Below are 14,850 nucleotides of genomic sequence, written 5' to 3'. Positions count from 1 at the left end.
AACCTTCTTTTTATAATTATTGTACTTCTATTACTTTATTTACTTTTTGTAACGGTTTGTAACCGTGTGCTTCAAATGCCTTTGCAAATTCATTTGATACGGCAGTGCTATATAAATCTTTTGCAGCTTGTACGATGTGAGATTGAAGTGATTCAAAGTCTTCAGCGGAAGTTGCATAATTTTGCAATGCACGCATAACAACTTTACTTACTTTTTCATTTCCTTGTTTTTGAACAGCAACACCGTTATATGTTTTACCTTCAGCTAATTGATATAATACGTGACTGATAATACCAGAATTCACGTGTGATTCTTGATTATTACCATCGTTATAGAAATCTTGTAAATTTGTATATAATTTATGACCGCCGTCACCAATTTCCCTTGGGATATCACGAATTGTTAGGTCACCTAATGTATCGCCCATAATCCAGTTTCCTTTATCTTTCTTTACGTAATATTCGATTTGTGTACCCCAGAAATCCGCTAATCCCTCGTTTAGTGCAGATGTTTCAGCGCTTGGATATCTCACGACTTTATTTTTCGTCGTGCCACTGAATACAGCATGTCCAAATTCATGAGCTGTTACATCAAGAGCGGATGTTAGTTTTCCGCCTAAACCATCACCAAATACCATTTGGTTCCAAGCGGGATGCCAAAATGCATTTACATAGTCTTCTTTTACACCATCACTAACTTCAGTAGAATCAAAACCGTGTACACTAGCAACAACTTTTGAATCTTTATTGTCGTAACTTTTTAGATTATGTTCTTTCTTAAAGTAATCGTAAATATCACTCATATTCTTCATAGCGCCCGCGGCTTCTTTATCTGCAAAATTAGGATTGCTACTTGAAATTAGTGTCCCTGGATAACCAGCTTGACTATATCCTCCGAGGGAATCGGCGTAGTTTGCATTATAAATATAAATACCATTTCCGCGTGATAAATCCGCTAAATAAAATTTCCCATCAGTTCCTTTGGCAATATTGAAAGAGATGTTTTCTTGAAGTGCATTTTTCCCAGTTCCTTGCTCACTTGCAGGGGATAATCTAGGTGATGTTACTTGATTTATAGTCTTATTCTCTTTGTTTTTAATGAACTTTTCTTGGAAAAGTACTTCGCCAGTTTTTAGATCAACGATAGCATTGCCGTTTATAATTTGTTCATTGTTTTCATAAGTAAATGTAATAACAGTTGCGAATGTATAATAGCCATCTTTTTTCTTATAAACAACGGTTTCGCTAGAGAATTCTGTCTCAACTGCATCACTTGGAATTTGAACTATATCGCGTAATTTAGATTTTACTTCATTTTTCGACAAAAAATTTGTTATAGTAAGATTAGGTTGTTGATTTAAATTCTGAACAACTTTACCACTAACAGTTGTGATCACTCCATTTTTATCTACTTTTACAATGAGATCTTGGCCATATACTTTATAGTTTTTATATGTTTGTGCAAGGCGAACTTCGGTTTGATTTTCTTTAGTTTCTTTATTTGTAGGTTGGAAATCTACATTTTTTTCAGTAGTGACTTGTTCTTGTTGAGCTTTCGCCCCATTTACCTCACCTTTTAAATACTTTTTAGCAATATTTTCTTTCGTATCATTTTGAGGTTGTGTTAATTTCCCGATTGTTAAACCAGGCTGAGCAATTTCAACTTTGACTGCACTTTTGTCTAACTCTTGAGCATGAATAGCTTCTGTTGATAAAGGGCAAAGAAGACCGAATGTAACGAAAGCACTAGCAAGTTTTCTATAATTCATCTATAACACTCCTAATCTATTATTGTATGTGAGATGAATTGTATGAAAAATTTGCCGAATTATATATATATTATGCATTATTTCATATCAAAAATTGTCGAATTCACATTATTGTAGTGGTATGACAACTTAAAAAATTAGATTGTTATAATGGGATGGTGAGTAAGTATGCACGCAGAAAAATTAGGAAGTGAAATTAAGAAAATTAGGGTGATGAGAGGATTAACACAAAAACAGTTATCCGAGAACATATGTCATCAATCGGAAGTAAGTCGAATTGAATCGGGCGCGGTATACCCAAGTATGGATATATTGCAAGGTATTGCAGCAAAATTACAAGTTCCCATCATTCATTTTTATGAGGTACTTATTTATTCTGATATTGAGAGGAATAAGCAGTTAAAAGATCAAATTATTCTGCTTTGTAAGCAAAAAAAATATAAAGAAATTTATAATAGAGTATGCAATGAATTGAAAAAGGAAGAATATCATCCCGAGCTTCAGCAATTTCTTCAATGGCAATATTATGTAGCTGCTTACGTATTGAAAAAAATCGATTACGAATATTGCATTTTAGAATTAAAGAAATTGCTCAATCAACAACTGGTAGGAATAGATGTATATCAGAACCTTTATATTGAAAACGCAATTGCAAACATTTATGCTGAAAACGGCTATTTGAAGCAGGGTATTGATTTGTTTGAAAATATATTAAAACAATTAGAGGCATTGCATGATAATAAAGAGTTTGATGTGAAGGTGAGACATAATCATGCAAAAGCATTATACATAGACAATCAATACGAAGAAGCGCTTTGTCACGCAAATAAAGCCATTGACCTATCGTGTCGAATTAACAGTATGACATTGATTGGACAGTTATACTTTCGAAAAGGTGAATGCTTAGCAAAACTTGGGTGTGATAGAGCAGAAATTGAAGATGCTTACGAAAAAGCATGCTTCTTTTTTGATATATTAGGAAACCATGAATTAAAAGAATCACTTATAAAAAAAATGAAGAAATAAAAAAGACATAAAGAACAAATATGCATAATTGCATAAAGTCTGGATAATTTTTCATGATATATTTAAAGAAAAAATGCGGGTGATGGAATATGAAAAAACTACTTATTGGTAGTTTACTAACGTTAGCGATGGCATGGGGTATTTCATTAGGAGATACAGCATTAGAGAAAAACCAAATAATTTCTCATAATAATCAAGAGATACAATTAGCTAATGAAGTACCTTTTGAGTTCTAAAAAACAACCGTCTTACTTAGACGGTTGTTTTTTTATGGAGTAACATCCAAACGTCTTTACTAGAAACAGGTTTGCTAATAAAGAATCCTTGAATGTGATCACAATTTTGTTTATGTAAAAATTTCCATTCTTCTTCTGTTTCTACACCTTCTGCAATCACTTCTAAATTTAGTTCTTTTGATAGTGTAATAATGGAAGAGACAATTGCTTCTTCTAAAGGGCTAGTTGTAATTCCACAAATAAACTCTCGAGCGATTTTTAATGTGTTGATTGGATATTTTGTTAAATAAGCTAAAGAACTATAACCAGTTCCAAAGTCATCGATTGAAATTTGAATACCGAGATTTTGAAGTTGTTCTAGTTTTGCAACTACAGATTGATTTTGATTAATTGCGATGCTTTCCGTAATTTCAATATCTAGTGCTTCTGGTTTCAGTTCTGTTTCTTCCAACACCTTTGAAATAGTTGGGATTAAATCTGCATGGTTAAATTGAACAACAGATAAATTTACACCAACTTTTAAGTGAGAGAAACCTTGATTATGCCATCTTTTTGCCTCTAAGCAGGCAGTACGTAAAATCCAATTGCCAAGTTCAATAATAAAACCAGTTTCCTCTGCTAGAGGAATAAATTGGGCAGGAGATACGATACCGAGTTTTGGATGCTTCCAACGTATTAATGCTTCAAAACCGATAATTTGTTTTGTTTTTGTGCTTACTTGTGGCTGGTATTCAAGGAAAAATTCATTTTGTTGTAATGCTTTTGAAAGTTCACCTTCTAAGAATTGAATTTCATTTTGAGCGATACTCATTTCTTTTGAGAAGAAAACAAATCGGTTTTTTCCATTTGCTTTCGCACGATACATAGCCATATCAGCATTTTTCATTAATTCATTTACATCAGTTCCATAATCAGGGTACATCGCAATTCCGATACTTGGTGTAATAGAGAGTTCTTCGCCTTGAATGAAGAATGGTTTGTTTAAAATAGTTAAAATCTGTTCAGCTATAAAAATTGCACTTTTTTCTGAGTACATTTCTGGTAACAGAATTGTAAACTCATCTCCACCTTGGCGAGCGACGATATCTTTTGAACGCAAGCAACCGCGTAATCTTTTTGCTACTTCAATTAATAATAAATCTCCAACGTCATGGCCAAGTCTATCGTTAATTTTTTTAAATCGATCTAAATCAAGGAATATGACGGCGACATCATTTGCGTTAGTTTGGGCTGTATTTAAAATGGCTTTTAAATCTTTTTCGAACTTTCGACGATTTGGTAATCCAGTAAGTGCATCGTGAAAGGCTAAATGCTCTACTTGTTTTTGTTTTTCATATAGAGTGGTAATATCACGCGCTATCCCAAACATTCCGACCACTTCTTTGTTTATAAAAGTAGGGATAAGTGTAATATGAAGATAATAATAATAGCCTTCTTGTTCTTTTGTACGAACTTCTAACGTTTGTGGCCTACCTTCCTTTGTAATTTGTAAAGCCTTCTTTAGTAGTTCGTGGTCTTTTGAATCAATGAAGTGTACCAGAGAATAGCTTGCTACTTCACAATAATAGGCAGTAAATAAGCTTTCGCATGCCTTATTAGATTGTTGAAAAATGCCATTCATATTTAAAGAGAAAACGGCATCGGGATGATCTTCGAATAAAGACTTATAGCGTTGTTCACTTTTTGATAATGCAAATGCACCTTCTTCAACTTCGTCCTCTAGTTGTGTAGTCAACTGTTCATATGTAAGGATTAGTGCTTGATTATCTTTCCACATGTAAAGTTGCCGCAAGAATAACAAAATAAGTGATAATACGAGACCAATTAACATAAATTTATCATCCCAAGGTTGAATGATGATAAAGGAAAAAGTAATAATTATACTAAAATAAGGTAGTATAAAACGTACATAATCGAATCGATAATATTTTGCTTTCGTTTCATGTTGCATTGGTTTATCCAAGATATATAGTATGGAAGAAAGTCCAATTAATAAAATAGAAGCAGTGTGTATTAAATAATTAAATTCAGGAGAAGTTTTCATCCCAAAATTTAATTGAAACAGATGAATGTAACCGTATACGAGTATAATAGTGAAACCGATAATTAATGCGATTCTACTCGAAGAATATTGTTCTCTTCTATATAGACTAATAACGGCGTAAATTACTAATGATTGTGCAATGAAATAGCCAATTAAAATCCAAGTTTCCTTTGTTAACATACGGAAGTTTGAAAGGTCCAAGATAAAAGTTAAAGTGAAATAAATGTTCATAATAACAATAAAGATGCTATCGAATGAAAATTGAGCAAGACCCTTAATAGAGTAAATTTTTATAAACTTTATAGCAAATCCAACAAAGAGTAAAACATATTGTATGATAAAAAAAGGTAATGCTTTATATGAGAATATAACTTGCTTATGAATAGAAAGTGAAGGAAGAAATAAAGTTATCTCCATAGCTAACCCGCATAGACAAGTACATAATAATAAAATCCAAAATAATTTATCACCATGCGTCATTTTTCTAATCGCTTTACATAAGCAATAGCAAGAAAAAAGTGCAGCGAAACAGAATAAGAAAAGAATCCCGATTTCTTTTATATTCGACTCATTTGGTATAAGGAATATCCAAAGAGCAAATATAAATATGTATATTATGACAGATTGTATATACTTTTTTTGATTAATCATATTGTGACTCCGTTTCAATAAAGTTGAATCTCGGGGAGAAAATGCTAATTTAAATAATAGCATATAAAATAGAATATTTTTTACTATAAAAATTACTTTTTTGAAAAAATGGTGCAAAGTTACAATTTACCACTGTAACTTTGCACCACCTATTCTTTTGATTCCTCTTATAGCAGAAAGTTCATCTATTAATTGGAATAGTGCTAAGTCTTTTTGTTTACTTTCAATCATAATATCGAAATTATGATTGTTTTTTTTCGCAATGTGTAAGAAAGGCTTAATAAACTCTAAATCGATATATTCAGCATGGGCCCTAAATTCTTTTTCCGATCTCGGGGAGGAAATGTGAACTTTAGGAGAGATATTTGTATGTGACCAAGTTTCAAAAATTGCAGGAAGCAACTCTTCTAGTGGTTCTTCGCAAAGATTGGCCATATGATGATGATAATCAAATACAAATGGGATATTTTCTTTTTTGCAAATTGATAAAGTTTCAGCGGTTGTATAGGTTTTATCATCGTTTTCAAGAGTCATTTGTTTTTTTATATGTGTAGGAAGTTTTTTTATGTTTTCATGGAAGCGCTCAATTGCCTTTTCTTTATTTCCATAGGCTCCACCTACATGAATATTAATGTAAGAAGAATCTGCAATGCCTATAGCATCCAATATTTTATAATGATAAGTCATATCCGTAATAGCGTTAGTAGTAATATGTGGTTTGTCGCTTGTAAATAGCGTAAATTGATTCGGATGAAAACTTATTCGTAAATTGTGTTCTTTAATTAAAGCCCCTATTTTATGCCAAAGTGGTGTGAATACCCCAATATAGTCAAACTCGACTTCGGGATGTGTTGCAAGTGGGACGATGGAAGACGATAGGCGATATAGTGGGATTTCATGTGCTATATTGTAATGAAGGATACGTATTGTGTGCTCTAAATTTTGCCTTATAATATGGTACAGTTTGTCTTCTCGTTCTTGCTTGCTAAGTTTCTTAAAGCTTGTAAACGTCATTGTTTTGGCAGGAGAACAGTCCCAGAGTGCCATTGCATGTGAGACATATCCAAACCGTATAATCATATGAGATACACCTCTTTTATTCATTGTCTTTCCTATAAAAAGAAAGCAAACATTGTTCCAATCCATTCCTTTCCTCTATCGATAAGAGAAGGCGGGTTTACATCGCTATAGGAAAGTACGGATGCATTCTCTAGATCTTCATGGAATTTATTTTTTACTGTTTGAATGAAATGTTTATTATATAACAGGCAGTTTATTTCATGATTAATATATAAACTTCTCATATCAAAGTTTGCCGTTCCGATATCACAAATATCATCGTCCACTATAATAATTTTGGCGTGAAAAAAACCTTGTTGAAATGCATAAATATTGCAACCAGCCTGTATTAATTTTCGGCAGTACGGGAATTTTGCTTCCCGAACGAGAGGGTGATCAGCTTTTTCTGGAACAAGAATTGTGATTTGAACCCCTCTTTCTCTTGCTTTTAATAAGGCATTCATAATTTTTTTTCCAGGAATGAAATATGGTGTACCGATACAGATTTCTTTTTTTGCCGCGTTAATTAAATGTAAAAAAGTATGCTGTAAATAAGCACCATCAGTCGGAATAAATTGATGCAGGATGGTACCTGGTTGTTGTTTTGGAAAATAAAGAGAAGCATCCAATAAATTCTGTTTCGTATCATCAAACCAATCATGTAAAAATTGCTTTTGTAAATCTTGAACCCCTTCTCCTGTAAGACGTAAATGATAGTCTCGCCATAATCCTAAGTGTTCATTATGCCCTAGATACTCTTCGCCAATATTAAATCCCCCGATATAGCCGGTTTTCCCATCAATCACTGTAATTTTTCTATGATTTCTTTGATTGGCAGAAAAGAAAGGAAGAGGAAATTTTACCTTATGACAAAATGAAAAAGATACACCATGTTTTTGCAGGGAGCGAATAGCTTCGTTTGATAAAGAATGGCTGCCAAATCGATCAAGTAAAAGTCGTACTTCAATTCCTTCCTGAGCCTTATCAATCAACAATTTTAAAAATTCACGACTGATTTTATCGTTTTTTACAATGAAGAATAAAATATGAATGTGGTGCTGTGCTTGTTTTATGTCAGTAAATAAAGCGTCATATAAATCTTTCCCGTATGTATAAAGGCGAAAATCACTTTGACGTAAAGGGAAAGTGCGAGAGCTTACTCGTTTTAAATGAAGAAGTCGCCCGTATGAAAGGTCAATTGTAATCCAAAGAGCAACGGATATTAACAAAAGAGATAAGTAGAGCATCAGTGAATTCCCTCCTTCGCATTCTTTTCACCTTCAGTGTGTTACAAATGATATGGGTAGCACGGCTGTTATTATAAATTTCTTTAGAGGATAGATGTTGTACTGGTTAAAGTTTCACTTTACCCCGCTTTAACGGGCAGTAAGCTTCCTATTTCAAAAATTGATGAATAAGCAGAAGCTAGTTAGGAAATCAACTGCCCGTAAAAGCCCGATTGGTTCAACTAATAATCAGCGGGGGAAGAACCGCCCCTACTGATTAAAGTTTCACTTTATAGTTTCACCGAAATAAACAGCTTTATGAAAAAATGTGTTGTTCTATAACAAAAAACTGTTGACTGAATGCTCACTCATTATATAATGGGGATAGGGGACATAATTCAGAAAATTATATATTTTTGAAGATTCAAAAAGAAAGAGGGCTTACAAAGAGAGGGGTAGCATAAAAATGAATAGCTTACTGATTATTAATTGGCTGGCTGCCATTGCTGTTATTGCTTATGCAGGATATTTGTTTGTATATCTTATACGGACGAGAATGGCCTACATACAATTAGGAAAAAAAATTGAGTTTGACCGTCGTTTTAAAGAGCGTTGGGATCTCCTTAAGGTCAATGTTTTCGGTCAGAAAAAGCTGCTGAAAGATAAGAAAAGCGGCATCATTCACGTTATGTTCTTTTACGGATTTATTCTTGTCCAATTTGGAGCAATTGACTTCGTTTGGAAAGGACTCGCACCAGGATCACATCTTCCACTTGGACCACTATACCCTGCATTTACATTCTTCCAGGAAATTGTCACACTTGTTATTTTAATTGCAGTATTTTGGGCTTTTCATAGACGTTATGTAGAAAAGCTTGTTCGTTTAAAACGTAACTTCAAATCAGGTCTTGTTCTTATTTTTATCGGTGGTTTAATGATTTCTGTGCTACTTGGTAACGGTATGGGACTTATATGGCATGGCGAGGAGCTTTCATGGAGTGAACCAATTGCTTCTGCAATCGCTTACGTTTTTAGCGGGATAAATGAAACCGTAGCCATTTCAGTGTTCTATTTTTCTTGGTGGGTGCATTTACTAATTTTGTTAACGTTTTTAGTGTATGTTCCACAATCAAAACATGCGCATTTAATTGCAGGACCAGCTAATGTATTCTTCGGTCGTCTTTCAAACCCAGGGAAGCTTGAAAAGATTGATTTTGAAGATGAAACGCAAGAAACATTTGGTGTTGGTAAAATTGAAGACTTTAGACAAAATCAACTTATTGACTTATACGCTTGTGTAGAGTGTGGCCGTTGTACAAATATGTGTCCGGCAACAGGAACAGGAAAAATGTTATCACCGATGGACTTAATTTTAAAACTTCGCGATCATTTAACTGATAAAGGAGCTGCGGTAACATCAAAAGCACCGTGGGTTCCAGTAGTTGCCTTCAATAATACACAAGGAAATCAGTTAGCGATGATGGCAGCTGGAAAAGGGCAACAAGAATCAGCGTCTACAACGCTCGCTTACGATCCGAGTTTAATCGGAGATGTTATTACAGAAGAAGAGATTTGGGCATGTACAACGTGTCGTAACTGTGAAGATCAATGCCCAGTTATGAATGAGCATGTTGACAAAATTATTGACTTACGTCGATATCTCGTTTTGACTGAAGGGAAAATGGACGCGGAAGCACAACGCGCGATGACAAATATCGAGCGTCAAGGAAATCCGTGGGGGCTGAACCGTAAAGAGCGTGAAACATGGCGCCAAGGTGATGACGAAGTAACAGTTCCAACTGTAAAAGAAAAATCAAAAGCTGGGGAGGAATTCGAGTATTTATTCTGGGTTGGTTCAATGGGATCATACGACAATCGTAGTCAGAAGATTGCGATATCGTTTGCGAAGTTAATGAACGAAGCAGGCATTTCATTCGCAATTCTCGGTAATAAAGAAAAGAATTCTGGAGATACACCACGCCGCCTTGGAAATGAATTTGTATTCCAAGAGATGGCGACAAAGAATATCGAAGAATTTGAAAAGGCAGGAGTGAAGAAAATCGTTACGATTGATCCTCATGCTTATAACACATTTAAAAATGAGTATCCGGACTTTGGCTTGCAAGCAGAAGTCTATCATCATACAGAATTGTTAGCTCAGTGGGTGAAAGAAGGGCGCTTAAAGCCTGTTCACGCTATTGAAGAAACAGTTACGTACCATGATTCCTGTTATTTAGGAAGATACAACGAAGTGTATGAAGCGCCACGTGACATTTTGAAAGCGATTCCTGGGGTGAATCTTGTAGAAATGGCACGTAACCGTGAAACGGGAATGTGCTGTGGTGCAGGTGGTGGCTTAATGTGGATGGAAGAAACAACAGGTTCACGTATTAACGTTGCTCGTACAGAACAAGCATTAGCTGTACAGCCATCCATTATCGGTACAGGTTGTCCATATTGCTTAACGATGATCAGTGATGGAACGAAAGCGAAAGAGGTAGAAGAGAAAGTTCAAACTCTTGATGTGACAGAGATTTTAGAACGATCTGTTATCGGACAGAAAAAAGAAGCGATGTAATTTGTAAGAATGTATACAACTTTAGAAAGAGGTGCAATGATTGCACCTCTTCTCAACGTAGGGATACCGAGCGAGCGCTCAGTGTTAAAAAATGAAATGGGGGAAAGAAACATGAGTAAAACAGTTATTTTAAGTGCAGCAAGAACACCAGTTGGAAAATTTGGAGGATCTTTAAAAGATGTAAAAGCGACGGAACTTGGAGGAATTGCAATTAAAGCAGCGCTTGAAAGAGCAAATGTTGCGGCTAGTGATGTTGAAGAAGTTATATTTGGAACGGTTATTCAAGGTGGACAGGGGCAAATTCCATCGCGCCAAGCTGCGAGGGCTGCTGGAATCCCTTGGGAAGTGCAGACGGAAACAGTGAATAAAGTTTGTGCATCAGGACTTCGTGCGGTTACGTTAGCGGATCAGATTATTCGTACTGGCGATCAATCACTGATTGTAGCCGGCGGTATGGAGTCGATGAGTAACAGTCCTTACATTTTACGCGGAGCAAGATGGGGATACAGAATGGGTAACAACGAAGTTGTTGATTTAAACATTGCTGACGGTTTAACATGCGCATTTTCAGGTACACACATGGGTGTTTACGGTGGAGAAGTTGCGAAGGAAGATGGAATTTCTCGCGAAGCGCAAGATGAATGGGCATATCGTAGCCATCAGCGTGCGGTTTCAGCGCATAAAGAAGGGCGTTTTGAAGAGGAAATCGTGCCAGTAACGATTCCGCAAAGAAAAGGCGATCCTATTGTCGTTGCAAAGGATGAGGCGCCACGTGAAGATACAACGATTGAAAAGTTAGCAAAGTTAAAACCTGTATTTGATAAGACAGCGACGGTGACAGCTGGTAATGCTCCGGGACTAAATGATGGTGGTGCCGCACTTGTATTAATGAGCGAAGACAGAGCGAAGCAAGAAGGAAGAAAGCCATTAGCGACAATTTTGGCACATACAGCAATTGCAGTGGAATCTAAAGATTTCCCAAGAACGCCAGGTTATGCAATTAACGCATTGCTTGAAAAAACAGGCAAGAAAATTGAAGACATCGATTTATTCGAGATTAATGAAGCATTTGCAGCGGTAGCAATTGCAAGTACAGAAATCGCAGGAATTGATCCGGAAAAATTGAATGTAAATGGCGGCGCGGTAGCGATGGGACATCCAATTGGAGCAAGCGGAGCGCGCATTATCGTTACACTAATCCATGCACTTAAGCAGCGCGGCGGCGGAATTGGAATTGCTTCGATTTGTAGCGGTGGCGGTCAAGGGGACGCAGTGATGATTGAAGTTCACTAATTAAAGTTCGAGGGTATAAAATTTATTAACAATTAAGGGGGAAGAAAAAATGGGTGTACAAAACATTGTTGTAATTGGTGCAGGGCAAATGGGATCAGGAATTGCACAAGTATGTGCAATGGCAGGATATGACGTGAAGGTACAAGATTTAAAGCAAGAGCAATTAGATAGAGGAATGGCTATCATTACGAAAAACTTAGCGCGCCAAGTAGAAAAAGGACGCATGAAGGAAGAAGAGAAGGAAGCGACATTAAATCGTCTTACAGTAACGCTTGATTTAGATTGTGTGAAAGAAGCGGATCTTATTATTGAAGCAGCTGTTGAGAAAATGGATATTAAAAAGAAAATCTTTGCGAATCTAGATGAAATTGCTCCAGAACACGCAATTTTAGCGACGAATACGTCATCTCTGCCAATTACAGAAATTGCAGCGGTAACGAAGCGTCCGGAAAAAGTAATCGGTATGCACTTTATGAATCCAGTCCCAGTTATGAAGCTTGTTGAGATTATTCGTGGTTTGGCTACCGATGATGCGGTATATGAAGCAATTGAAGATATTACGAAAAAAATTGGGAAAGTACCAGTTGAAGTGAATGATTTCCCAGGTTTTGTATCAAACCGCATTTTACTACCGATGATTAACGAAGCAATTTATACGTTATATGAAGGTGTAGCGACGAAAGAAGCAATTGATGAAGTCATGAAGCTTGGTATGAACCATCCGATGGGGCCTTTGACACTCGCTGATTTTATCGGTTTAGATACGTGTTTATACATTATGGAAGTGTTGCATGAAGGATTAGGAGATAGTAAATATCGCCCATGTCCATTATTACGTAAGTATGTGAATGCAGGATGGTTAGGGCGTAAAACAGGTCGTGGATTCTACGTTTACGAATAAATGCCCCCTTTGTTACAACATAGTGGTCTTACCAAATTATTTAAAGGATATATAGCAAATGGAGGCGGAATATATGAACTTTCGTTTTAATGAAGAGCAGCAAATGATGAGGAAAATGGTTCGGGATTTTGCACAGAAGGAAATAGCTCCCTTTGTTCCTAGTATGGAACAAGGGGTGTTCCCGAAAGAGATTTTGCAAAAGATGGGTGAGCTTGGATTAATGGGTATTCCAGCGCCTGCAAAATACGGTGGGGCAGAAATGGACTTTATTTCTTACATTCTAGCAATTGAGGAAATCTCAAAGGTAAGTGCAACAGTTGGTGTAATTTTAGCTGTACATACGTCAGTTGGAATGAATCCGATTTTATATTTTGGAACAGAAGAACAGAAGAAAAAATATGTTTCTAAACTTGCAACCGGGGAATATTTAGGTGCATTTGCTTTAACAGAGCCAAATGCAGGATCAGATGCAGGGAGTTTGAAATCAAGAGCTGTGAAAAAAGGTGATCATTATATTATTAATGGATCGAAAGTGTTTATTACAAATGGTGGTGAAGCAAGTACATACATTGTATTCGCTTCTACAAATCCAGAGGCAGGAAAAAGTGGTATTTCTGCATTTATAGTAGAGAAAGATACACCTGGTTTAATCATTGGAAAAGATGAACATAAGATGGGACTTCTCGGTTCTCGTACAGTACAACTTACTTTTGAAGATATGAAAGTGCCAGCTGAGAATTTACTTGGGGAAGAAGGACAAGGATTCAAAGTGGCGATGGCGAATTTAGATGTTGGGCGAATTGGAATCGGTGCGCAGGCGTTAGGAATTGCTGAAGCGGCGCTTGGCTGTGCAATTGATTATGCGAAAGAACGTGAGCAATTCGGAAAACCAATTGCGGCGCAGCAAGGGATTGGCTTCAAGCTTGCAGATATGGCAACAAGTGTCGAGGCAGCAAGGTTACTCGTATATAGAGCGGCATCTCTTAGGGCACAAGGATTACCATGCGGTAAAGAAGCATCTATTGCGAAATTATTTGCTTCTAAGACAGCGGTTGAAGTCGCGATTGAGGCGGTGCAAGTATTTGGTGGTTACGGTTATACGAAAGACTATCCAGTAGAACGATTTTTCCGTGATGCGAAAATTACGCAAATATATGAAGGAACAAGTGAAATACAGAAACTTGTTATTAGCCGTGCTTTATAAAAGGGCGAGGGGGAGACGGAGATGCATTTTAAACTATCAGAAGAGCATGAAATGATAAGAAAAATGGTTCGAGATTTTGCTAAAAATGAAGTGGCACCAACAGCAGCTGAGCGTGATGAAGAAGAGCGATTTGATCGAGAGTTATTTGATCAAATGGCAGAGCTTGGTTTAACTGGTATTCCATGGCCTGAAGAGTACGGTGGAATTGGAAGCGATTACTTAGCATACGTAATCGCTATTGAAGAATTATCTCGCGTTTGTGCTTCAACAGGTGTAACACTGTCTGCGCATACTTCACTTGCGGGATGGCCAATTTTTAAATTTGGGACGGAAGAGCAAAAGCAAAAGTTTTTACGGCCGATGGCTGAAGGGAAGAAAATTGGTGCATACGGCTTAACGGAACCAGGATCTGGATCGGATGCTGGTGGAATGAAGACAATCGCAAAGAGAGATGGCGATCATTATATTTTAAATGGATCAAAAATTTTCATTACAAATGGCGGTATTGCTGATATTTATGTTGTTTTTGCGCTAACTGATCCTGAATCGAAGCAGCGCGGTACGAGTGCATTTATTGTAGAAAGTGATACACCGGGATTTTCAGTTGGGAAGAAGGAGAGCAAGCTAGGGATTCGCTCTTCACCAACGACTGAAATTATGTTTGAAGATTGCCGTATTCCTGTAGAGAATCTACTTGGAGGAGAGGGACAAGGGTTTAAAGTTGCGATGCAAACATTAGATGGAGGTCGTAACGGTATTGCGGCGCAAGCTGTTGGGATTGCACAAGGGGCTTTAGATGCTTCTGTAGAATATGCAAGGGAGCGCCATCAGTTTGGAAAACCAATTGCGGCGCAGCAAGGGATT

11 protein-coding genes are annotated in these 14,850 nt (G+C 36.5%); 7 read left to right on the top strand and 4 right to left on the bottom strand.

The window, feature by feature from the left end; all coding sequences use genetic code 11:
• Nucleotides 1-16 precede the first annotated feature (16 nt).
• Complete coding sequence (locus HMPREF2590_RS26405) at nt 17-1,768, bottom strand: M4 family metallopeptidase (protein ID WP_001109509.1); 1,752 nt, start codon at nt 1,766-1,768, stop codon at nt 17-19.
• A gap of 168 nt (nt 1,769-1,936) precedes the next feature.
• On the opposite strand from HMPREF2590_RS26405, the gene HMPREF2590_RS26400 reads away from it, so the two are divergent.
• Together HMPREF2590_RS26400 and HMPREF2590_RS26395 are read left to right on the top strand one after the other, a co-directional pair.
• Nucleotides 1,937-2,794: a helix-turn-helix domain-containing protein gene (locus HMPREF2590_RS26400; protein ID WP_000542925.1), complete on the top strand. Its 858-nt coding sequence runs from the start codon at nt 1,937-1,939 to the stop codon at nt 2,792-2,794.
• Between the two features lie 89 nt (nt 2,795-2,883).
• The gene (locus HMPREF2590_RS26395; RefSeq protein WP_000734726.1) at nt 2,884-3,030 is read left to right on the top strand and encodes a quorum-sensing peptide PapR; all 147 of its coding nucleotides are present in this window, start codon (nt 2,884-2,886) and stop codon (nt 3,028-3,030) included.
• A gap of 16 nt (nt 3,031-3,046) precedes the next feature.
• Here HMPREF2590_RS26395 and HMPREF2590_RS26390 read toward each other — a convergent pair whose 3' ends face one another.
• The 3 genes from HMPREF2590_RS26390 to cls all read right to left on the bottom strand — a co-directional run bounded on the left by HMPREF2590_RS26390 (nt 3,047) and on the right by cls (nt 8,031).
• A complete protein-coding gene (locus HMPREF2590_RS26390) occupies nt 3,047-5,725 on the bottom strand; it encodes a DUF4084 domain-containing protein (RefSeq protein WP_000609929.1) in 2,679 nt (892 codons plus the stop codon).
• Between the two features lie 126 nt (nt 5,726-5,851).
• The gene (gene uvsE / locus HMPREF2590_RS26385; protein WP_002097911.1) at nt 5,852-6,805 is read right to left on the bottom strand and encodes a UV DNA damage repair endonuclease UvsE; all 954 of its coding nucleotides are present in this window, start codon (nt 6,803-6,805) and stop codon (nt 5,852-5,854) included.
• Between the two features lie 32 nt (nt 6,806-6,837).
• A complete protein-coding gene (gene cls, locus HMPREF2590_RS26380; RefSeq protein WP_000966427.1) occupies nt 6,838-8,031 on the bottom strand; it encodes a cardiolipin synthase in 1,194 nt (397 codons plus the stop codon).
• Nucleotides 8,032-8,476: 445 nt separating this feature from the next.
• Here cls and HMPREF2590_RS26375 point away from each other — a divergent pair, with 445 nt between their 5' ends.
• From HMPREF2590_RS26375 to acdA, 5 genes are all read left to right on the top strand, one after another.
• Nucleotides 8,477-10,588 carry a (Fe-S)-binding protein gene (locus tag HMPREF2590_RS26375; RefSeq protein WP_001086776.1) on the top strand — a complete coding sequence of 704 codons (2,112 nt, stop codon included), beginning with the start codon at nt 8,477-8,479 and terminating at the stop codon, nt 10,586-10,588.
• 9 nt (nt 10,589-10,597) lie between these two features.
• Nucleotides 10,598-11,881, top strand: coding sequence for an acetyl-CoA C-acetyltransferase (locus HMPREF2590_RS26370; protein ID WP_009327427.1), 1,284 nt, complete (start codon nt 10,598-10,600; stop codon nt 11,879-11,881).
• A 49-nt stretch (nt 11,882-11,930) separates the two neighbouring features.
• Complete coding sequence (locus HMPREF2590_RS26365) at nt 11,931-12,782, top strand: 3-hydroxybutyryl-CoA dehydrogenase (protein WP_000538880.1); 852 nt, start codon at nt 11,931-11,933, stop codon at nt 12,780-12,782.
• A 73-nt stretch (nt 12,783-12,855) separates the two neighbouring features.
• Complete coding sequence (locus tag HMPREF2590_RS26360) at nt 12,856-13,986, top strand: acyl-CoA dehydrogenase (RefSeq protein WP_001011179.1); 1,131 nt, start codon at nt 12,856-12,858, stop codon at nt 13,984-13,986.
• Nucleotides 13,987-14,007: 21 nt separating this feature from the next.
• Nucleotides 14,008-14,850, top strand: an 843-nt coding sequence (gene acdA, locus HMPREF2590_RS26355; protein ID WP_070861624.1) for an acyl-CoA dehydrogenase AcdA, incomplete at its 3' end; no start/stop codon positions are given.

Source organism: Bacillus sp. HMSC036E02 (genome assembly GCF_001836235.1).
Classification (GTDB): domain Bacteria; phylum Bacillota; class Bacilli; order Bacillales; family Bacillaceae_G; genus Bacillus_A; species Bacillus_A cereus.
This window is presented reverse-complemented; position numbering and strand designations above follow the sequence as displayed.

What these genes read in the sequence shown, in the direction of transcription:
- HMPREF2590_RS26405 (WP_001109509.1), bottom strand. Translation starts at nt 1,768, where the DNA reads ATGAATTATAGAAAACTTGCTAGTGCTTTCGTTACATTCGGTCTTCTT.
- HMPREF2590_RS26400 (WP_000542925.1), top strand. Translation starts at nt 1,937, where the DNA reads ATGCACGCAGAAAAATTAGGAAGTGAAATTAAGAAAATTAGGGTGATG.
- HMPREF2590_RS26395 (WP_000734726.1), top strand. Translation starts at nt 2,884, where the DNA reads ATGAAAAAACTACTTATTGGTAGTTTACTAACGTTAGCGATGGCATGG.
- HMPREF2590_RS26390 (WP_000609929.1), bottom strand. Translation starts at nt 5,725, where the DNA reads ATGATTAATCAAAAAAAGTATATACAATCTGTCATAATATACATATTT.
- uvsE (WP_002097911.1), bottom strand. Translation starts at nt 6,805, where the DNA reads ATGATTATACGGTTTGGATATGTCTCACATGCAATGGCACTCTGGGAC.
- cls (WP_000966427.1), bottom strand. Translation starts at nt 8,031, where the DNA reads ATGCTCTACTTATCTCTTTTGTTAATATCCGTTGCTCTTTGGATTACA.
- HMPREF2590_RS26375 (WP_001086776.1), top strand. Translation starts at nt 8,477, where the DNA reads ATGAATAGCTTACTGATTATTAATTGGCTGGCTGCCATTGCTGTTATT.
- HMPREF2590_RS26370 (WP_009327427.1), top strand. Translation starts at nt 10,598, where the DNA reads ATGTATACAACTTTAGAAAGAGGTGCAATGATTGCACCTCTTCTCAAC.
- HMPREF2590_RS26365 (WP_000538880.1), top strand. Translation starts at nt 11,931, where the DNA reads ATGGGTGTACAAAACATTGTTGTAATTGGTGCAGGGCAAATGGGATCA.
- HMPREF2590_RS26360 (WP_001011179.1), top strand. Translation starts at nt 12,856, where the DNA reads ATGAACTTTCGTTTTAATGAAGAGCAGCAAATGATGAGGAAAATGGTT.